16 protein-coding genes and 2 pseudogenes are annotated in these 20,813 nt (G+C 49.8%); 15 read left to right on the forward strand and 3 right to left on the reverse strand.

Annotated elements, in window-relative coordinates; all coding sequences use genetic code 11:
• Positions 1-117: 117 nt before the first annotated feature.
• From crcB to RIKMI_RS0101020, 3 genes are all read left to right on the forward strand, one after another.
• Positions 118-495, forward strand: coding sequence for a fluoride efflux transporter CrcB (crcB, locus tag RIKMI_RS0101010; protein ID WP_027290117.1), 378 nt, complete (start codon positions 118-120; stop codon positions 493-495).
• Positions 495-1,508 (forward strand): phosphate acetyltransferase, encoded by a 1,014-nt coding sequence (gene pta / locus RIKMI_RS0101015; RefSeq protein WP_027290118.1) that lies wholly within the window; start codon positions 495-497, stop codon positions 1,506-1,508. The genes crcB and pta overlap by 1 nt, the downstream gene beginning before the upstream one ends.
• 346 nt (positions 1,509-1,854) lie before the next feature.
• On the forward strand, positions 1,855-3,090 hold the full coding sequence (locus RIKMI_RS0101020) for an acetate/propionate family kinase (protein WP_027290119.1): 1,236 nt from the start codon (positions 1,855-1,857) through the stop codon (positions 3,088-3,090).
• A 78-nt stretch (positions 3,091-3,168) separates the two neighbouring features.
• Here RIKMI_RS0101020 and guaA read toward each other — a convergent pair whose 3' ends face one another.
• From guaA to rpsA, 3 genes are all read right to left on the reverse strand, one after another.
• Complete coding sequence (gene guaA, locus RIKMI_RS0101025; RefSeq protein WP_027290120.1) at positions 3,169-4,698, reverse strand: glutamine-hydrolyzing GMP synthase; 1,530 nt, start codon at positions 4,696-4,698, stop codon at positions 3,169-3,171.
• A 65-nt stretch (positions 4,699-4,763) separates the two neighbouring features.
• Positions 4,764-5,708, reverse strand: a complete 945-nt coding sequence (locus RIKMI_RS0101030) for a ribonuclease Z (RefSeq protein WP_027290121.1) — start codon at positions 5,706-5,708, stop codon at positions 4,764-4,766.
• Positions 5,708-7,510 (reverse strand): 30S ribosomal protein S1, encoded by a 1,803-nt coding sequence (gene rpsA, locus RIKMI_RS0101035; RefSeq protein WP_027290122.1) that lies wholly within the window; start codon positions 7,508-7,510, stop codon positions 5,708-5,710. Before rpsA ends, RIKMI_RS0101030 begins: the two co-directional genes overlap by 1 nt.
• Before the next feature lie 381 nt (positions 7,511-7,891).
• Between rpsA and RIKMI_RS15130 the strand changes: the two genes are divergently transcribed.
• From RIKMI_RS15130 to RIKMI_RS0101100, 12 genes and pseudogenes are all read left to right on the forward strand, one after another.
• Entirely contained in the window at positions 7,892-8,185 is a 294-nt protein-coding gene (locus tag RIKMI_RS15130) for a hypothetical protein (RefSeq protein ID WP_245584925.1), read from the forward strand.
• Positions 8,186-8,254: 69 nt separating this feature from the next.
• Positions 8,255-8,782, forward strand: a complete 528-nt coding sequence (locus tag RIKMI_RS15135) for a site-specific integrase (RefSeq protein WP_245584926.1) — start codon at positions 8,255-8,257, stop codon at positions 8,780-8,782.
• Positions 8,783-9,754: 972 nt separating this feature from the next.
• On the forward strand, positions 9,755-9,886 hold the full coding sequence (locus RIKMI_RS15210; protein WP_256620801.1) for a hypothetical protein: 132 nt from the start codon (positions 9,755-9,757) through the stop codon (positions 9,884-9,886).
• Between the two features lie 15 nt (positions 9,887-9,901).
• Positions 9,902-10,045, forward strand: a pseudogene (locus RIKMI_RS15140) (helix-turn-helix domain-containing protein); the annotation flags it as partial.
• Positions 10,046-10,355: 310 nt separating this feature from the next.
• A complete protein-coding gene (locus RIKMI_RS0101060) occupies positions 10,356-11,159 on the forward strand; it encodes a hypothetical protein (RefSeq protein WP_027290123.1) in 804 nt (267 codons plus the stop codon).
• A gap of 58 nt (positions 11,160-11,217) precedes the next feature.
• Positions 11,218-11,640: a CHC2 zinc finger domain-containing protein gene (locus RIKMI_RS12535; protein WP_051214188.1), complete on the forward strand. Its 423-nt coding sequence runs from the start codon at positions 11,218-11,220 to the stop codon at positions 11,638-11,640.
• A gap of 413 nt (positions 11,641-12,053) precedes the next feature.
• Positions 12,054-13,114, forward strand: a pseudogene (locus RIKMI_RS15300) (relaxase/mobilization nuclease domain-containing protein).
• Between the two features lie 36 nt (positions 13,115-13,150).
• On the forward strand, positions 13,151-13,606 hold the full coding sequence (locus RIKMI_RS14165) for a hypothetical protein (protein WP_147288458.1): 456 nt from the start codon (positions 13,151-13,153) through the stop codon (positions 13,604-13,606).
• A gap of 200 nt (positions 13,607-13,806) precedes the next feature.
• Positions 13,807-16,782 carry a type I restriction endonuclease subunit R gene (locus RIKMI_RS0101085; RefSeq protein WP_027290126.1) on the forward strand — a complete coding sequence of 992 codons (2,976 nt, stop codon included), beginning with the start codon at positions 13,807-13,809 and terminating at the stop codon, positions 16,780-16,782.
• Entirely contained in the window at positions 16,772-18,049 is a 1,278-nt protein-coding gene (locus RIKMI_RS0101090; protein WP_027290127.1) for a restriction endonuclease subunit S, read from the forward strand. Before RIKMI_RS0101085 ends, RIKMI_RS0101090 begins: the two co-directional genes overlap by 11 nt.
• Position 18,050: 1 nt before the next feature.
• Complete coding sequence (locus RIKMI_RS0101095) at positions 18,051-19,151, forward strand: AAA family ATPase (RefSeq protein ID WP_051214193.1); 1,101 nt, start codon at positions 18,051-18,053, stop codon at positions 19,149-19,151.
• Entirely contained in the window at positions 19,151-20,803 is a 1,653-nt protein-coding gene (locus tag RIKMI_RS0101100) for a type I restriction-modification system subunit M (protein ID WP_027290129.1), read from the forward strand. The genes RIKMI_RS0101095 and RIKMI_RS0101100 overlap by 1 nt, the downstream gene beginning before the upstream one ends.
• The last annotated feature ends 10 nt before the right edge of the window (positions 20,804-20,813 follow it).

Raw genomic sequence — 20,813 nt, forward strand, 5'->3', positions numbered from 1 at the left:
TACTTGGATATACCTACGGCTCCCACCGATGTATACTCAAGAAATGAAATTGACATTTTGCGCGGATACATGCCAAATTAATCGTACCTTTGTTAGCATCGAACGAAAAAACAGGCCATGTGGAGCAATCTGCTATGGGTGGGACTCGGCGGATTCGCCGGGTCGGTATTGCGCTACGGCGTGGGAGCGGGTATCGCCGCGCTGACCGCCGCACGGGGCGGCATACGTTTCCCGTTGGCGACCCTGGCCGTCAATGTCGCGGGATCGTTGCTCATCGGCATACTCCTGCGCCATGTCGAGCAGGGATCGGCCCAGCACCTGCTGGGGGTAGTCGGTTTCTGCGGAGGCTTCACCACCTTTTCCACCTTTTCGTTCGAAAGCGTGCGGCTCCTGCGCGAAGGACATACCTCCGCAGCGTTGCTGTACATCGCTGTCAGCCTCGTACTCTGCGTCGGGGCCACTTTCCTGGGAATGACGATAAAAACCACCAGATAATGGAACTTTTAGACAGAATCAGAGAACAGGCACGGTCCGCCAGACAGCGTATCGTGCTGCCGGAAGGCAACGAAGAACGCACCATGCGTGCGGCCAATGAGGTCGTCGAACAGGGCATCGCCGACATCACGCTGATCGGCAACCCGGAAGAACTCAGGGGGCTGGCCGCCGACTGGGGACTGGAACACGTGACCAACGGCGACATCCGTATCATCGACCCGGCCGACCATCCTAAAAAAGAAGCCTACATCGAACTGATGCTCCAATTACGCGCGGCCAAAGGTCTGACCCGCGAAGAGGCCGAAAAGCTCATTCTCAACCCGCTGTACCTGTCGGTCATGATGATCAAAGCGGGCGATGCGGACGGCGAGGTGGCCGGCGCGGGCAATGCGACGGGCGACGTGCTCCGTCCGGCATTCCAGTATGTGAAGACCAAACCGGGCATCTCGGTGGTTTCGGGAGCGTTCATCATGCTGCTCAAGGACAAACACTACGGCGAAAACGGCATGATGGTATTCGCCGACTGCGCCGTGCATCCGAACCCGACGGCGCCGGAACTGGCGCAGATCGCTGTCGAAACGGGCAAAACCACGCGTGCCATCGTGGGCATGGAACCGCGCATCGCGATGCTGAGTTTTTCGACCAAGGGATCGGCCAAAAATGAGATGGTGGACAAGGTGGTCGAAGCCACGAAACTGGCCCAGGAGATGGCCCCGGACATGAAGATCGACGGCGAGTTGCAGGCGGACGCGGCGATCGTGCCGGGCGTGGGGGCCAAAAAAGCTCCGGGGTCGAAAATCGCGGGGCGTGCCAATGTCTTGGTATTCCCGACGTTGGAGGTGGGCAACATCTCCTACAAACTGGTACAGCGCCTGGCGGATGCGGAGGCTATCGGTCCGATCCTTCAAGGGATGGCGGCTCCGATCAACGACCTCTCGCGGGGATGCTCGGTGAGCGACATCGTCAACCTGATAGCAATCACGGCCTGCCAAGCCCAAGCCGAACATAAATAATTCTTATTTTTATCGTTCGTTTATTTGTACAGTTGAGGTTTGAGGTGACTGTTCTCTTTGTGAACAAAGAGAACCAGAAAAACTTTTTGAGATGCTTACGCATCTCCTGAGCCTGGCGGATGACTTATCCTTTGACGATTTGTTTTGTAAGAACAGGGGGCTGTCCTTTGTATTTGCATGAATGCCCCCTGTCCTTACAAAACAAAAAGCACAGTGCAAAGGGGTATCGACAAACTGAGGCACCGCAAACCTGCTCGAAAGTTTCTTTGGTTCTTTCTTTTCAAAGAAAGAACAGTGGACTCTACCCTCAACTGTACGGATAAACGAACCAATAAAAAGAGCATCAATGATTATTCTCGTATTGAACTGCGGCAGTTCGTCCATCAAATATCAGCTGATCCGGATGAGCAGCCAGACCGAGCACAAACTGCTCGCCAAAGGTCTCGTGGAACGCATCGGTCTGACCGACGGCATTCTGACCCACAAACCGACCGGGAAGCCCAAATTCGAATTCGTGCAAAGCATTCCCGATCATTCCGTCGGCATCAACCTGATCCTCGACGCGCTGACCGACGAGCACCACGGCGTGATCGGCAGCCTGAGCGAAATTTCCGCCGCCGGACACCGCGTGACGCACGGCGGCGAATACTTTTCCGACAGCGCCATCGTCAATTCCACCGTCAAACAGCAGATCGAAAGCTGTTTCAAGCTCGCCCCGCTGCATAACCCGGCCAATCTCAAAGGCATCCTCTCCATCGAACGCCTGCTGCCCACCATCCCCCAGGTAGCCGTATTCGACACCTCTTTCCACCAGACCATGCCGCGGGAATGCTACCTCTACGCCATTCCGTACAAATACTACGAAGAAGACCGTATCCGCCGCTACGGATTCCACGGCACCAGCCATAAATACGTAGCACAAAAAGGCTGTAAAATGACCGGCCTGGACTTCGAAAAATCGAAAGTCATCACCTGCCATATCGGGAACGGCGCCTCGATCACCGCTATCAAAGACGGCAAATCGTTCGACACCTCGATGGGTTTCACCACCGTGGACGGCCTGATGATGGGCACCCGCAGCGGGGAGATCGACCCCGGCGTACTGCTCGACATCATGGACAAAGAGGGGCTGAATACCCAGAAGGCGACCGACCTCATCAATAAACAGTCCGGTCTGCTCGGCGTAAGCGGCATCTCCTCCGACTGGCGCGACGTGCGCGAAGCCGCCGAAAACGGCAACGACCGCGCCCAACTCGCCCTGGACATGTACATGTTCCGCCTCAAACGCTTCGTGGGGGCCTACATGGCCGAACTCGAAGGCGCCGACCTGCTCGTTTTCACCGGCGGTATCGCCGAGAACGTAGCCAAACTGCGCCATACCGTTTGCAAAGGGCTGGAATGTATGGGTATCGACCTCGACAACCAGGCCAACGACGCGGCCTACGGCGAAGACGCTATCATCTCGATGCCGAATTCGCGGGTCAAAGTGGTCGTAGCGACGACCAACGAAGAGCTGGTGATCGCCTCCGACACTTTCCGCCTGCTGCGCAAACGGCCCGAGACAACTACCGCACAAGAGTAGTCTTACGGCTCCGCCTGTACCAGACGGGGGCGTATCCGACTGGATACGCCCCCGTTATTTTTACTATAAGGAGAAAAACTACTCCCACTCGATCGTTGCCGGCGGTTTCGACGAGATATCGTAAACGACGCGGTTGATCCCCCGCACCTTATTGATAATATCGTTCGACACCTTGGCCAGCAGTTCGTACGGCAGGTGCACCCAGTCGGCCGTCATCCCGTCGGTCGAAGTCACGGCTCGCAGGGCCACGCACGATTCATAGGTACGTTCGTCGCCCATTACCCCCACGCTCTGTACCGGCAGCAACATCACGCCCGCCTGCCATACCTTGTCGTACCAGCCCGAGTCGCGGAGCGCCTGAATGAAAATCGCATCCGCCTCTTGCAGAATACGCACCTTCTCTTTGGTCACCTCGCCGAGGATACGGATTCCCAAGCCCGGCCCGGGGAACGGATGACGCCCCAGCAACAGTTCGGAAAGTCCCAGCTCGCGCCCGATACGGCGCACTTCGTCCTTGAAAAGCAGACGCAGCGGCTCCACGATCTTCAGGTTCATCTTCTCCGGCAGGCCGCCTACATTGTGGTGCGACTTGATCGTCACGCTCGGCCCGTTCACCGACACTGACTCGATCACGTCCGGATAGATCGTCCCCTGTGCCAACCACTTCACATCCTTCAGCTTCTGCGCTTCGCTGTCGAATACCTCGATAAAGTCGCGACCGATGATCTTGCGTTTCTGTTCCGGATCAGTCACCCCCTTCAGGTCCCCCAGGAACTTATCTCCGGCATCCACGCCGATCACGTTCAGCCCCATGTGTTTGTACGAATCCAGCACCGAACTGAACTCGTCCTTGCGCAACAGCCCCATATCCACGAAGATGCAAGTCAGGTTCTTCCCGATGGCCTTGTGCAGTAGCACCGCCGCCACCGACGAGTCCACCCCGCCGGACAGCCCCAGTACCACTTTGTCGCCGCCCAGCTTTTCGCGCAATTCGCGGACCGTCGTTTCGATATACGACGCCGGCGTCCAATCCTGCCGGCAGCCGCAAATATCCACCACAAAATGCTTCAGCAGCTTGATTCCCTCGGTCGAATGATAGACCTCCGGATGGAACTGGATGCCCCACGTATCCTCCCCGGCGATATGAAAAGCCGCCACACGGACATCCTCCGTGCTGGCGATGATTTCGCAGCCGGTCGGCTCCTTGACGATCGTGTCGCCGTGCGACATCCACACCTGTGTCGGATCGCCCAGGTCGCGGATCAGCGCGTTGGCCGCCTGTACTTTGGAAAGCATGGCCCGGCCGTATTCGCGCGAAGCGGACGGGGCCACCTCGCCGCCGAAATGGTGCGCCAGATACTGCGCCCCGTAGCAGACTCCCAACAGGGGCAATTTACCTTTGATGCCGCCGAGGTCGATCTGCGGCGCCTCTTTATCCCGCACCGAGAACGGACTGCCCGACAGGATCACCCCCTTGACCGAAGCGTCGATCGCCGGATAATGGTTGAACGGGTGTATCTCGCAATAGACGTTCAGTTCGCGCACGCGCCGCGCAATGAGTTGCGTGTACTGCGACCCGAAGTCGAGTATCAGAATTTTTTCCTGCATACGAAGAAATTTATGATTGTACAAAGTTACGCCATTCGGTCGAAATAACCGCCGTTTCCCCTCCCCTATTTCTCGCCGATTTTCAGCGAACGGTCTTTTTCCAGCGTCAGCACCAGTCCGTCGCGGCCCAGCACCGTAGCGGGAAACTCCGCCTGTGCCTCCGCGAACAGCGGTTCCAGCTCCTTGTAGCGCGAAGAGTAGTGCCCCAGCACCAGATGTTTCGCCCCGGCCCTGCCCGCTATGCGTGCGGCCTGCCAAGCGGTGGAATGGCCGGTTTTTGCTGCCAGTTCCTTGTCCGCATGCAGATAGGTCGCCTCGTGGTAGAGCAGGTCGGCTCCCTCCACAATAGCGGCCGCTTTGCCGGAAGGGGTCGTGTCGCTGCAAAAAGCATAGCTGCGCGGTTCGTAGGGACGATAAGCAGCCTCTTCGTTCGGCAAGATCAATCCGTTGGCCAGCATCACGTCTTCACCGCGTTTGAGCGCCGCGATCTGCCGGGGATCCAATCCGTAGAAACCGACCGTCTCCTTATGCACGTTCAGCCCCGGCATCCGTTCCCGAAACAGGTAGCCGCAACACGGCACGCGATGCCTGAGCGGGACGGTCGTGACGGTCATCACCCGATTTTCCCACACCGTTTCGCTTTTCCGGGCATCCACCTCTCGAATCTCCAACGGATACGGCAGTTCGATCCGGAAAAAGGCGAAATGGCTCCGCAACATCTCTCCGAACGGTTTCGGCGCAACGATCTCCAACGCCCGCTGTCTTCCCATCATCGCCATCGTCGAGAGGAGCCCGAAAATTCCGTAGGTATGGTCGCCGTGCAGATGGCTGATGAAAACGGCATTCAGTTTCAGCGGGTTGATCCCGTACCGCGCAAGCTGGTATTGGGTACCTTCGCCGCAATCGATCAAAAAAAACTGCTCATGTACGTTCAGTACATGAGCAGTATGGTGCCGGGAAAGTGTCGGTCGCGCCGAGCTGCATCCCAGTATGGTAACCTGAAAGGTCATCAGTTCTTCCCTTCGAGCTGCGCTTTGAGTTCGGCCAGGCCTGAAATGTCGCCCAGCGTGGTCTTTTCGATAGACGAAGAGAGTTTCTTCACCGCTTCCTGGGTCGAAGCCTCTTTCACGGCGTCTTCCTTGGCTTTGGCTTCCTCGAAAGTACGGGTATGCGAGAGGATGATCTTGCGGTTGTTTTTCCCGAATTCGAGCACGCGGAATTCGAGGGTTTCGCCCTTGGCAGCGGTCGTACCGTCGGCTTTCGCCAGCCCGCGGGCCGGAGCGAAGCCTTCGCCGCCTTCGTTCAGGGCAACCACCGCACCCTTGTCGTTCACTTCGGTGATCGTACCTGCGTGGATCGTGTCCGGTTTGTAGATGGTTTCGTAAACATCCCACGGATTTTCTTCCAGTTGTTTGTGGCCGAGGCTCAGACGACGGTTTTCTTTGTCGATTTCGAGCACCTGCACTTCGATCGGAGCGTCGATCTGGGTGAATTCCGACGGGTGTTTGATCTTCTTGGTCCAGCTCAGGTCGCTGATGTGAATCAGGCCGTCCACGCCCTCTTCGAGTTCCACGAACACGCCGAAGTTGGTGAAGTTACGCACACGGGCGGTGTGGCGCGAGCCGACCGGATATTTGGTCTCGATATTTTCCCACGGATCCGGAGTCAGCTGTTTGATACCCAGCGACATCTTGTGGTCTTCGCGGTCGAGGGTCAGGATAACGGCTTCCACTTCGTCGCCGACTTTCATGAAGTCCTGAGCCGAACGCAGGTGCTGCGACCAGCTCATTTCGCTGACGTGGATCAGCCCTTCGACGCCGGGAGCGATCTCGATGAACGCGCCGTAATCGGCCATCACGACCACTTTGCCTTTCACCTTGTCGCCCACTTTCAGTTCCGAAGCCAGCGCGTCCCACGGATGCGGGGTCAGTTGTTTCAGGCCCAGGGCGATACGTTTCTTGGCGTCGTCGAAGTCGAGGATCACGACATTCAGTTTCTGGTCGAGCTGCACGACCTCTTCCGGATGGTTCACGCGGCCCCACGACAGGTCGGTGATGTGGATCAGACCGTCCACGCCGCCCAGGTCGATGAATACGCCGTAAGAGGTGATGTTCTTGACCGTACCTTCGAGGATCTGGCCTTTTTCGAGTTTGCCGATGATGTCTTTCTTCTGCTGTTCGAGTTCGGCCTCGATCAGCGCCTTATGCGACACGACCACGTTGCGGAACTCCTGGTTGATCTTCACCACCTTGAATTCCATAGTCTTGTCTACGTAAATATCGTAATCGCGGATCGGTTTCACGTCGATTTGCGAACCGGGCAGGAAGGCTTCGATACCGAACACATCGACGATCATACCGCCCTTGGTGCGGCATTTGATGTAACCCTTGATGATCTCGTCTTTTTCGAGCGCTTCGTTCACGCGGTCCCACGAACGGAGCTGGCGCGCTTTCTTGTGCGAGAGGATCAGCTGGCCTTTCTTGTCTTCGGCCGACTCCACGTACACTTCCACTTTATCGCCGACTTTGAGGTCCGGGTTGTAGCGGAATTCGCTGCTGGGGATCACCCCTTCCGACTTGAAGCCGATGTTCACCAGCACTTCGCGTTTGTCGATGGCGGTAACGGTACCTTCCATCACCTCGCCCGCCTGGATGTTCGAGAGGGTCTGGTCGTATTCCTTGGCGATCTGCTCTTTGGATTCGCCGCCGTAAAGGCCGGCTTCGGTTTCGAAAGCTTCCCAGTTGAACTGATCGACGGGAACCGATGCGTTCGAAGGTTTCTGAGCCTTCGTTTCTTCTGCGTTTGTAGTCATTTTGTCGTTTTGAATGAAACTAAACGGGTTGGACATTATGTATTGACGCCCCGGCCCTCTGGAAAGAGCGCCGGAAAGCGTCGCAAAGGTACGATATTTTTTTAATTTACAACCGGTTGCCTATATTTTTCCGGAAACAAATACATACTGTCTTGCCCTCACCGCGCAATCATTTACCCGAGACTCCGCCCTGTGACCCGATATACGCTATCGTTCCCGTTTTTCGAGTCCGATGCGGACGCCATAAATTCGTAGCAATTTATTGATTTTATTCTGTCTATACATCAATATTTTACATAAATTTTTCACTAATTTCGAGGTCTGGAAATTTTCGAAAATTCGGCCGACATATGACAAATGTATGGCAAGAATAATTACATTTTGCAGCAGACAAAACGTGAGCCGACCAAGAATCTCGCCGAACTGCGAAACCACATCCTCGGAGAGATCGCCAAGGATCCCGAACACGCGATGACGAAAACGCGTCTGGAGAAAATCATCTACAGCTTCCACCCCCCACGTAGCCTCACACTCAGTCGTCGCGTCCGCAGTCGGGAATCGCTGACCGACTATATCGCCCGTTATACGCACGAAATGAAGAACGGAACCCGGCTCAACACCCACAAATTACGCTACGGCGCATCGACGCTCAAAAACTATACTATACCAGTTTGACAAATTCTGCAAAACAATGCGGAAGAAGTTCGATTTGGCGATATCGATCTGAAATTTTACGACGATTTTGTGGCATGGTTCACGACGAAGGATGATTCGATCAATACCCTCGGTCGCCACGTCAAGGAACTGAAAATCATCATACGGGCGGTACGCAAAGAAGGCCTGCACGACAACGGTCTAATCGAAAGCCGTAAGTTTCGCGTGCTGACCGCCGATGTCGAGAAGATCTATCTGACCGAATCGGAAATCCGCGCCATTGCCGACCTCAATCTGTCGGGGTACAAGCATAAAGAGATTGTCCGCGATGTTTTTCTGGTCGGCTATTATATGGCGCAACGGTTCAGCGACTATTCAACCATCAACGAAGACAATATCCGCACGCTGGAAAGCGGGCAACGAGTCATCGACCTCAAGTATCAGAAGACAGGCAATCATGTCGTTATTCCCGTCCGACCCGAATTGCAGACGATATTGGATAAGTATGATAACCAGTTGCCGAAATCATACGAACAGAAGGTAAACAAGTTCCTCAAGCAGGTTACGCGCGAGGCGGGTATCACGGAAAAAATCGAGGTATCATTCGTCGAAAACTAAGAAAAGAAGATACATCTGGTCGAAAAGTGCGACTTGGTAAAGATCCCCACGGCACGCCGCAGCGACGAACGATGTGTTTGGCTGGCATTCCGACCATCGTGATCATAAAAATTACGGGTCACAAGACCGAAAAGGAGTTTATGAAATATATCACGATACAGAAGAACAGACGGCGATGGAGTTGATGAATCATCCGTATTTCAGCGGTCGGTAGCCTAAATGTTACTGGCATGAGATTTACAGACAAAGCAAATAAATTTAATATAAAATAAAAAACAAACTTAAATATTACACGAAATATGCCCCACCGTTGTAAAATAGAGATCAAAGCCTCTAAATTGCCATGTTGTGACACATTGGTCAAGGAGTTGCGTTCGCGGACGGAGTCTGAGAATCTCGATTCGGCGAGTATTCGCATTATGGGGCATACGAGGAGTATGAACCGACGTTGAAGAATGCCGACAGGATCATTCGCCGTTTCGATTATTGGCTGAGAGGACCCAAAGAGGATGTCTTTATTACGACGTATACGGGCAGCCGAGTGTTCTGCAAAAAGGAATTGACAAAGGCTTTGGAAATTACCCGTCCTACCCTCGGCAGATGGATCGCAAACGGATGGCTGAAGGATTGCGCCGTTCCGATTACGTCACATGGCGACGACTGTTATTCGGCCGATGCGGAACATTCGATGCTGAAACAATTCAGATAAAACAAACAAAATTACTCTTACGAGAAGAGGATGGCGCAACCGCTATCCTCTTTTTTCATATCTGAATAATCGTATACGGCAAGGACACTACAAGCAAAGCAGTCCGCTTGGATTTTTACCGAACAAAGACGCATCGAGCAGCAAGCGCTCTACACATGTCCTCCCGATGGCATCGAATGGCGTCGTGGTGTAATACAATTATCGGTTTTATAAAGTTTTGACCGAGTGTTTCCTTTACAGCGTCCAATTCAAAAAACTACGATATGGCAAAGCAAATCTATTTGAACGGCATGACTGCCGACCGACTCTCGGAGATGATCCGGGAATCTCTGCAAGACGAACTGCAACAGATACGGCCCTCACATCCGAAAACCGACACGAGGCACCTTACATGACGGGAAACCGCCCGCCGTCTGCGTATTTCGCTCGTAACATTCACCGACTGGGTACACCGCGGCAAGATCTGCACACACAAAATCGGCGGCCGCGTATTGTTCCACGACAGCGATGTCGAAGCCGCGCTCAATCGAATCGTCCCCATTAGAAACCGATAAGCCGATGGAAACAAAGGAGAAATCTATGCGTGTGGCTACGACCTTGATTAAGGTCGTACAACGCCCGCTTATCGGCGGCGATACCATTGAAGAGCGTATCCCGTGGCGTTTATGAAGCGCTGCGACAGGATTACGGCAAGAATAGCCCGCCCAAAATCGAAAAATACGACGGGTTTTGCATGATTCCTGACCAATGTGAACTACCGACGGGTATACGGAACACATCTGAACCTTTACGAGCCGCTTGCGCACGGCCCACCGAGGGCGACTTTCCCAATATCAGGACGTTGGACGAATCAGCTGGCTGGTATTGGTCGATGAGCTGTTGTTGAACCAAATCGAGGATACGGAGAAGATCAAGAACCTTTCGACGGCAAACGATTACAAGGTCGAAGCGAAAGGCAAAGACCGTCGTGAAATCGAGTTCTTCGCCAAATCCGTCCTCTGTCCAACAACGAGCGCAATCCAATCATCATCCCACAGGAAGAGGTACGTTTCTGAGTGCGCAGGATCGTACCGGTTCCGCAACTTGCAGGCGAAAATGGAGGGTAAAATCCCCCATTTTCTTCACTTTCTGCTTGATCATAAACTCTCCACGCGACAGGAGTTGCGCATGTGGTTCGCCCCCACCTCGCTCGAAACACCCGCATTGCACAAGATCAAGAAATATGACACCAACAAAATCGAGGCGGAAATCGCCGTCTACTGCGTCGAGGTGATGGATCGTCACGGTGAGAATCGGGTATCGTGCTACCCCAACGATATAATAGATGCGGTACGCGATGCAGGCTTGAAGGCCGACTTGACGCAAATTCGCAGCATTTTCAAGGACAGTTGGGGATTACGCTCGGATAAGAACAGCGAATACACCTTCTACCACATCGGCACGGAGGACGATCTCTTTCCGATGAAAAAAAAGGGGTACTATTACAAGGTATCGCGAGAGTTGGTCGAAAAACTGTTGTTGTATGTGATTTTTATTAATAATCAAATAATAATCCATTCAGAATCCACAGCAACACTCGCACAACAAGCCGACAACAACACCGCAACGTATTCGACGATCGTTGCCGAACGCACAGGGAATAGCGTTGCGCTCGTGTTGCAGACATAAACGTCTCTTTCATTGTCGGTTATCCGACTTTACAACAAAACCACAAAGTTTTGCAGCTATGGCAGATATTCAGCAGATAAAACAGATATCCATTCGGGATTACCTCGCACAACAGAGAATCAAGCCGAAACAACAAAACCCACACTATGGTCTTTATCTTTCACCGCTGCGCGGGGAACATACACCAAGTTTCAAGGTGGACTATGCGCAGAATCTATGGTACGACTTCGGACTGAGCACAGGCGGTTCGATTATCGACCTCGTCATGCGGTTGGAGCGGTGTGATTTCATGCAGGCCGTCCGATCGCTCGGCAGCGACGAGAGAATACCAATTGTCACTTCCGTATCGCCGTCGGTCTCGCCGACCGTTCCTATGCTTCGGATTGTTTCCAACGCGTCGCTTCGTCATGCAGCATTGCTCAACTATTTACGGCGGCGCGGCATCGGCCGCATATTGCTCCCATGCACAGGCGAGATATGAAAATGTAGTGAGGCAGGTTTGTGTTTTCGTAAACGAAAACCAACTTGCGCTGAATATCTGGTCTAACTTCTACAAACAAACCGATGACACAAACGTATAGAATCGAGTAAAGGTCGCGTTCGCCAGTATATCGTTCAGCACGCGGCTCGATACGGAGTATTATTTACGTCTTCGGACATTGGCCCGATGTGCGGGCCAATGTCCGGCCGAGATCGTCCGACAACTGCTGCGAACGGGAGCAGTACGCGACCGTCTGCGCCGCGAACATTTGAATTTCATGGCCCAGATCAAAAATATTGCCCGCAACTTGAATCAACTGACATAACTTACCCATGCGAAAGGATTGTCAAGCGCCTTATCCCGTCACGCAACCACCATGGCGAGTATCGAGACCCTGCTAAAACAGATCCGCGATGATCGGTAAGATTATCGCAGGCTCGTCCTTTGCCGGAACAGTCGGCTATGGGATGAAAGAACAGTCGCGTGTCTTCGAAGCCGAAGACGTAAACCCACCAATAGTAAGGAGCATGGTCGAGGATTTCAAAGACCAGCCCCAGCTCAATCCTCAGTTGAACAACACGGTCGGACATACCTCTCTTTCGTTTTCACCGAAAGATGCACCGCACATGAGCGATGCGCTGATGACGCAGATCGCCAAAAAATATATGCAGAAGATGGGTATTACCGATACCTTTTGGTACGCCACCTCGACCAACCGCACCCGTATGCCATCTGGTCTACAACCGGTTCAGAAACAACAAACAGACCATTTCGGACCAGAACATCAAGATCCGCAACGCCAAGGTCTGCCGGGAACTGACCAAGAAATACGGATTGCATCTCGCATTGGAAAAAAACGAGGTACGTCGCGAACAGCTGCATGAGCAGGACAAGACCCGATACGAAATATACGATGCGATCAAAAGAATATTGCCTCGATCCCAAAAGTGGAACGATCTGGAGAGGCTCCCGAAAAAGCAGGAGATCACCGTGCGCTACAAATATTGTAGGAATAGCGACCGCAAGCTGGGCGTACTGTTCGGCAAAACGGCTTCGAGTTTTCGAACTCAAAAATCAACCGACAATTCAGCTTCTCAAAACCGGATCGGCATTTTGCGTACACGCACCAGCAAAGCCAACGTCGGATCACGATCGCAAAGGATCTTAATGCCGCCATAGGAACCTATCATTCGGCTTTTGCCGGTCTGTTCGGGACAGGCAGTAAAAAGTAGATACAGACGGACTGGCAATCCATTGCGGGGGTAATATCAGCGATCTTCCGCTGCCGCCGAGCAGCTCGCCCGTCGAATGGTCCGCCGCCCAACTGCAACGTAAACTCGGCGAAAGCTCTGAAGAGCATATCGCCCATATCAGGGCATTGTTCAATACCGTGGTCGAAGCGATGGCGGTTGCCACAACGGAACGGAAGTGCCGTTTGCGCGAACACACGACCAAACACAAAATGAAATTATAAACTCTAAGATTCAATTTATTATAAGAGAATAACCCGATGTCCTATGAAATGTATAAGGATTTCAAGGAGACGATGATAAAGACCCTCAAAAATAAAACCGCCACATTTGCACCCGCCGCACAACCGACCGATTTGGAGAGCATCGAACTGAATCATGCCAAAACGCAAACCGGTATCGATAATCTGCAAGCATCGGCAATCAAAATCCCCTCCGAACTGCCGCCAAGAATAACCCAACACCGAGTGATTTTCAACTCCGAATCCCCATTCGCCCTTTATGTAGTATCGTTCCTTTTCATAAGCTGCATGATCTTGTCGTCGGCACTCTATTTCGCTACTCGATCGAACTACGAACGTATCGACAACAACCTGAAATACCGCTACATCAAAATAAAAGGCGAAGCAACACTCGAACGCATCGCCGAACTGAAAGAGTTATTCAAACTGAACCACAACAATGCAAAAATCCGCCAAATGAAAAAAGATGTCTAAGAATATGAACACACTATCCACCAGAAAATCGAACTCGAATAGCAGACGAGACAGAAAGAACGGGAAGTAGAACATTTAACCAATAAAGCTAACTCGATAAAAAAGAAATAATTATGCCGTATGTTCACAGTTACGTAATAACTGAATAATTTACTACATTTGTATTTAATTGGGTATATTGTAATCCCGACGAGAGCAATATGGTTCGAGAGAAACAAATAGAAGAAAGTTTTATTCGGAAACTGACCGAACAATTAAAATATGTTTATCGTAATGATATTCACGATAGAGACTCCCTCGTAGCTAATTTCAGGCAGAAATTCGAGACCTTGAACCGCGTGAAATTGTCCGATTCGGAATTCGATCGGCTACTCGAGGAGATTATCAATCCTGATGTTTTTGCCTCATCCAAGAGGTTGCGCGAGCGAAATACATTCATCCGCGAAGACGGAACACCGTTACAATATATGCTGGTCAACATCAAGGATTGGTGCAAGAACGATTACGAGATAATCAACCAACTGCGGATGAATACCGATAACAGCCACCATCGTTACGATGTCATTCTGTTGATTAACGGTATTCCAGTCGTGCAGGTCGAATTAAAAGCCTATGATGTCAGTCCGCGGCGTGCCATGCAACAGATCGTGGATTACAAAAACGATCCGGGGAATGGTTATACGAAATCCCTGCTCTGTTTTATTCAGTTATTTATAGTAAGCAACCAAAACAATACTTACTATTTCACGAACAACAACAACCAGCATTTCTCTTTCAACGCGGACGAGCAATTTCTGCCGGTATACCGATATGCGACGGAGCAAAATACTCCGATAAACGGGCTCGAAGCCTTTTCGACTGCCGTACTTGCCAAATGCGAACTCGGCAAAATGATCAGCCTTTACATGATACTGGTCGCGAGCGAGCAAAAATTGTTGATCATGCGTCCATATCAGATTTATGCCGTAAAAGCGATTATGGATTGCGTGCATGAGAATCGCGGCAACGGCTATATCTGGCATACAACGGGCAGCGGTAAAACGCTCACTTCTTTCAAGGCCTCCACTCTGATGAAAGACAATCCGGACATCGACAAATGTCTGTTCGTCGTGGACCGAAAAGATTTGGATCGTCAAACACGCGAGGAGTTTAATAAATTTCAGGAAAATTGCGTCGAAGAAAACACCAATACGGAAATGCTGGTTCGTCGAATGCTGTCGGATGACTACGCCGATAAAGTGATCGTCACGACCATCCAAAAACTGGGCATCGCGCTCGATCCAAAGCATAAAAAGAACTATCAAGGACGCCTAAAACCATTGAGAAACAAGCGATTCGTATTTATTTTCGACGAATGCCATCGCTCTCAATTCGGTTATAATCACAAGGCAATCAAGGAGTTCTTCCCGAATTCGCAATTGTTCGGCTTTACCGGTACGCCGATATTCGAGAGAAACTCCGTGCAGACACAAGTGGACGGAGAGGAAAAATCGTATAAGACGACTACCGATATTTTCGAGAAACAGTTGCACGCCTACACGATTACCCATGCGATCGACGATAACAACGTACTACGGTTTCACATAGATTATTTCAAACCCGACGGTGAGAATCAGCAACCTGGCGACACGATTACGAAACGAGCGATTGCAGAGGCGATATTAAATCGTCATGATGCAGCCACGGATTCTCGCCGGTTCAATGCCATTATGGCGACTGGCAGCATAGACGACGCAATTGAATATTACAATTTGTTCAAAACGATTCAGCAGGAGCGACAAACGAAAGATTCCGAATACGAATCGTTGAATATCTCTTGCATCTTCTCACCTCCTGCCGAAGGCAACAAGGATGTGCAACAGATTCAGGAAGATTTGCCCCAGGAGCGTTTCGACAATCAAAAAGACCCCGACAAAAAGAAAGCCGAGTTGGAACGGATTATCGACGATTACAACCAGCAATACAAGACGAATCATGCGATTGCGGAGTTCGATGCCTATTATCAGGATATTCAAGGACGTATCAAGTCGCAGATGTACAGCAATAAGGATCTCCCGCACAAGGATAAAATCGATATTACCATCGTTGTCGATATGCTGCTGACCGGCTTCGACTCCAAGTATCTCAATACGCTGTATGTGGATAAGAACCTGAAATGGCACGGTCTAATTCAGGCTTTTTCACGTACAAACCGTATTCTGAACGATACGAAACCCTACGGAAATATTCTCGATTTCCGCAGTCAGGAAGCAGCGGTTGACGAAGCGATCGCCCTTTTCTCCGGAGAGAAAACCGAAGAAGATCCCAAACGCATCTGGCTGGTCGATCCGGCTCCGAAAGTGATCGAGAAATACGAAGAGGCCATTACGAAATTGAGAACGTTCATGCAGTCGCATGGTGTAGCGTGCAAACCCGAAGAAGTCGGCAACCTTCGTGGCGACGAAGCTCGCGCAGAGTTTATCAACCGCTTCAAGGAAGTGCAGCGGTTCCGGACACAACTGGAACAATACACGGATATTCAACCGGACGATAAGACAAAGATCGAATCGTTGTTGTCCGAAGATACGCTTCGGGCATTCAAAGGCATGTATCTCGACACCGCCCGGCAATTGAAAAAGAGACGTGAAAAAAAAGGCGGGGAACCGATAAACCCGCAAATAGAAGATCTTGATTTCGAATTCGTATTGTTTGCATCGGCGATCATCGATTACGACTATATCATGAGGCTTATCGCCCGATATACCCATCGCAACACGACTCAGAAACGAATTACGAAAGGACAGCTTATCGCGCTCGTCGCATCGAGTGCGAATCTGCTGGAGGAGAAAGAGGATATCGTCGCCTACATCAACAGCCTCGACGAGATCAACGGTAAGACCGAGCAGGAGATCAAAGACGGATACGAGCTTTTCAAAGAGGAAAAATATAAAAATGAGATTACGGCCATAGCTGCTAAATACGGATTGGAGTTTTCTGCACTGGATGCGTTTGTCAAAGAAATCATCGAGCGCGAAATCTTTGACGGCGAGAAACTCGGCGATCTGCTTACCCCGCTCGGTCTGGGCTGGAAAGCCCGTACCCAAAAGGAGCTGGCATTGATGGACGATCTTGTCCCCTTGTTGAAACGACTGGCCGACGGCCACGAAATATCAGGACTTTCGGCTTATGAAAACTAACGAAAAAGATACAAAACGAGGGGTAGTGCCGCCCTTGCGGTTTCCGGAGTTTTCGGATGCAGGAAACTGGGTATATCTGGAAGGAAATAAAGTATTTGAACAGATTTCAAATAAAAAACATAGTTCTAATCTACCCATACTTGCAATTTCGCAAGAACACGGTGCAGTTCCTCGCAATTTAATCGACTACAAAGTAATTGTATCCGAAGAAAGTCTTGAAAATTACAAAGTTGTAGAGATCGGGGATTTTATAATCAGTCTTCGATCATTCCAAGGGGGTATAGAATATTCCGAATATAAAGGCATTTGCAGTCCTGCCTATATAATTTTGAGAAAGAGATTGGATATAGACAATCGATTTTTCAAGTACTATTTTAAGTCGCACGCATTTATTCGAGATTTAAATAAAAATCTGGAAGGTATACGCGATGGGAAAATGGTTAGCTATAAACAATTCTCAGAAATACTATTGCCAATACCCTCTATCCATAACAAAAAGGAGCAACAAAAAATCGCCGATTGTCTCTCTTCGATCGACGCATTGATAAAGGCAACGGAGAAGAAAATAGACGAACTGAAAGCCCATAAGAAAGGCTTGATACAACAACTATTTCCTGCTGAAGGAAAACCAGTCCCACAATATCGGTTCCCTAAATTTCGGAATACTGCGATATGGAAGGAAATCCCCCTTTCCGGCATAGGAGAAACATTGCAGGGTTATGGTTTCCCCGAAGCATACCAAGGGAAAGAGATTGGGAAATATCCGTTTTACAAAGTAAGCGATATATCCAAGGCAATTCAACGTGGTAATAATTATATTTCTGTTGCTGCAAATTATGTGGATGACGAAGATGTCAATACATTAAAAATAAAAACGATCCCCATAGGAACAACTATCTTTGCAAGGATCGGGGAGGCCATTAGACTAAATCGGCGAGTGATTACGACGGCGGAATGTATTATCGATAATAATACGATTGGCGTAAAAGCGATTGAGGGAAAGGCAACAGATTTGTTCGTCTATTATACTTTATTGCAAATAAATCTCATTGATTTTGCCGGAGGTGTAGTTCCTGCCGTGACAAAAGCATCCATTGACAATATCCCGGTATATTGTCCTCCAACTATTGCTGAGCAGCAAAAAATCGCCGATTGCCTCTCTTCCGTGGACGATTTGATTACGGCCCAAACGAATCGCCTCGAAGCCCTCAAAGCTCATAAAAAAGGCTTGATGCAGCAACTATTCCCAAACACAGACGAATGTTGATATGGAACAATTAGCAACAAAAATAGCCAAACTAAAAAAGAACATTGTTCTTATATACGCATTCAATGGCACAGGGAAAACGCGCTTATCCGTTGCCTATAAAAACATTACAAAGAAAAGCAACAAAGGCAATCATGCCGGTGTCTATTACAATGCATACAGCGAAGACCTGTTTGTTTGGGATAACGACGAGGAGCACGACGGGCAGAATATCCGATTGATGATTCAGTCGAGTACACTCAATCAATATCATCAGTTATTCGACGAAGATAAATTAAGAGAGCATTTAACACCTTATAAGCCTAAATTCGATTTCCGATTTCATCTTTATTCGGATGCCGCACAAGGTATCGAGTATGTGCAATTCTTTGTAAAAAAGGATGAAACGGCAAAAGAGGAAGACGCGCAAGAAAATGAGGACATCCCTATCAAAATCTCGCGAGGCGAGCAACAGATATTTATCTGGTGTTTCTTTCTTGCCTTGTTCGATATAGACGGGTGGACGGGAGAGGGGAAACAATCGCAGCACTTCTTTATCGACGATCCGGTTTCGAGTCTGGACGACCATAATATTTTCATTACGGTTTCGTCGATTATGGATCTAATTGATCGCCATTTCAAGAATAGAAAAATCATTATCACGACACATCACATCGGACTATTCTCGATTTTATGCGATTGGATCAAGAAGGGCGAAAAGGCATCTTCGTACAGAAACGAGGTGCAATTATATATCTTGAAAAAAGATGAAGCCGGCATCGACTTCCACAGCCCCAACAACGAAGTTTTTCTATATCATTTGGAATTGCTGCAAATACTCAAAAAGGCGATTGACGATGACCGGATTTACGCATATCATTTCGCACTGTTACGGCAGATTTTAGAGAATATAGCATCGTTTTTGGGTGTAGGACAATTCGCATATGTTTTGAAACAAATCGGCCTGACCGATACGGATGAAATTGCCCGGATTGTTAATACGCTGTCACATAAAACCGTTTTCAGATATGAAGCAAAAGAATTGGTTCCCGACAACAAGGAGCTGTTCAGACGGATTTTCTATGGAATAATCGACAAATATCACTTCGTATTACACACATAATGACCATCATAGAACAACAAAAATTAGGCAAAGTCCTTTGGAGCATTGCCGATAAACTGCGTGGGGCAATGAATGCGGACGACTTCCGCGACTATATGCTTTCATTTCTGTTTCTGCGTTATCTTTCCGATAATTATGAAGATGCCGTAAAGAAAGAGCTCGGTTCGGATTATCCGGACACGCCGACGGACGTAATGCAGAAATTGAAGGTAAATACGCCCCTGCAAATCTGGTACGACGAGAATCCCGATGATATCGCAGATTTCGAGAAGCAGATGCGGCGTAAGATTCATTATGTAATCGATCCGCAATATCTGTGGAAAAACATATACGAGTTGGCCCGAACGCAGAGCAACGATTTGTTGCAAACACTACAAGACGGCTTCAAGTATATTGAAAACGAATCGTTTGAAAGTACATTCCAAGGATTGTTCTCGGAAATCAATCTCGATTCTGAAAAATTAGGGAAAAGCTATACCGAACGCAATAAAAAGTTATGCGAGATTATAACGCGGATCGCAGACGGCATCACGGCTTTTTCTAACGACTCCGATACGTTAGGCGACGCTTACGAATATCTGATCGGCCAATTCGCGGCTGGTTCGGGCAAGAAAGCCGGCGAATTTTATACTCCACAACAGGTTTCGACCATCCTTTCGAAGATTGTGACATTGGACAGCCAAGATCCGACGACCGGTCCGAAAAAGAGAATAGATAAGGTTCTCGATTTCGCTTGCGGTTCCGGATCACTGCTTCTGAATGTCCGTCATCAGATGAACCGCGACGGCAGACGCGGCATCGGCAAGATTTACGGACAGGAGAAGAATATCACGACTTACAACCTCGCGCGCATGAATATGCTGCTGCATGGGGTGAAGGATTCCGAGTTCGAGATTTTTCATGGAGATACTCTTCTCAACGATTGGGATATACTAAATGAAATGAATCCGTCGAAGAAAATCGAATTCGACGCGATCGTCGCCAATCCGCCGTTCAGCTATCGTTGGGAGCCGAAAGAGGATTTGGCAAATGATTTTCGGTTCAGGAATTACGGCATCGCTCCGAAATCGGCCGCCGACTTTGCCTTCTTATTGCACGGATTTCATTTCCTGCGGGAAGACGGTACGATGGCGATTATTCTGCCTCACGGCGTATTGTTTCGCGGAGGTGTGGAAAAGAATATCAGAACCAAATTGTTGAAAGACGGTAATCTCGATGCAGTTATCGGATTACCTGCCAACCTTTTCTTTTCCACGGGTATTCCCGTTTGCATCTTGGTGCTGAAAAAGTGCAGGAAGTCTGACGATGTACTATTTATCAATGCCAGCGAAGGATATAAGAAAGACAAGCGGCAAAACCGATTACGCGAAGGCGAAAACGGCGAGCCGAACGATATCCAGAAAATAGTGGATACCTACCAATTCCGCCGAGAGGAACCGCGTTATTCCAAGCGGGTTTCGTTGGAGCGAATCGAACAGGAGGATTTCAATCTGAATATTACCCGCTATGTCAGCACGGCGCAAGCGGAGGAGCCGATCGACCTGCAAAAGGTCAATGACGAATTGAAAGAGATTGCAAGACGGTCGAAAGAGGCATTAGATCGCCATAATGAGTTTCTCAAAGAATTAGGGTTACCGCCTATCGCCGACTAAGAATAAGATC

Source organism: Rikenella microfusus DSM 15922 (assembly GCF_000427365.1).
Lineage (GTDB): Bacteria > Bacteroidota > Bacteroidia > Bacteroidales > Rikenellaceae > Rikenella > Rikenella microfusus.

Coding starts and splice junctions, on each gene's coding strand:
- RIKMI_RS0101090 (WP_027290127.1), top strand. CDS start 16,772: ATGAAAACTAACGAAAAAGATACAAAACGAGGGGTAGTGCCGCCCTTG.
- RIKMI_RS0101030 (WP_027290121.1), bottom strand. CDS start 5,708: ATGACCTTTCAGGTTACCATACTGGGATGCAGCTCGGCGCGACCGACA.
- rpsA (WP_027290122.1), bottom strand. CDS start 7,510: ATGACTACAAACGCAGAAGAAACGAAGGCTCAGAAACCTTCGAACGCA.
- RIKMI_RS14165 (WP_147288458.1), top strand. CDS start 13,151: ATGTCCTATGAAATGTATAAGGATTTCAAGGAGACGATGATAAAGACC.
- RIKMI_RS15210 (WP_256620801.1), top strand. CDS start 9,755: ATGGCAAAGCAAATCTATTTGAACGGCATGACTGCCGACCGACTCTCG.
- pta (WP_027290118.1), top strand. CDS start 495: ATGGAACTTTTAGACAGAATCAGAGAACAGGCACGGTCCGCCAGACAG.
- RIKMI_RS0101095 (WP_051214193.1), top strand. CDS start 18,051: ATGGAACAATTAGCAACAAAAATAGCCAAACTAAAAAAGAACATTGTT.
- crcB (WP_027290117.1), top strand. CDS start 118: ATGTGGAGCAATCTGCTATGGGTGGGACTCGGCGGATTCGCCGGGTCG.
- RIKMI_RS12535 (WP_051214188.1), top strand. CDS start 11,218: ATGGCAGATATTCAGCAGATAAAACAGATATCCATTCGGGATTACCTC.
- RIKMI_RS0101020 (WP_027290119.1), top strand. CDS start 1,855: ATGATTATTCTCGTATTGAACTGCGGCAGTTCGTCCATCAAATATCAG.
- RIKMI_RS0101085 (WP_027290126.1), top strand. CDS start 13,807: ATGGTTCGAGAGAAACAAATAGAAGAAAGTTTTATTCGGAAACTGACC.
- RIKMI_RS0101100 (WP_027290129.1), top strand. CDS start 19,151: ATGACCATCATAGAACAACAAAAATTAGGCAAAGTCCTTTGGAGCATT.
- guaA (WP_027290120.1), bottom strand. CDS start 4,698: ATGCAGGAAAAAATTCTGATACTCGACTTCGGGTCGCAGTACACGCAA.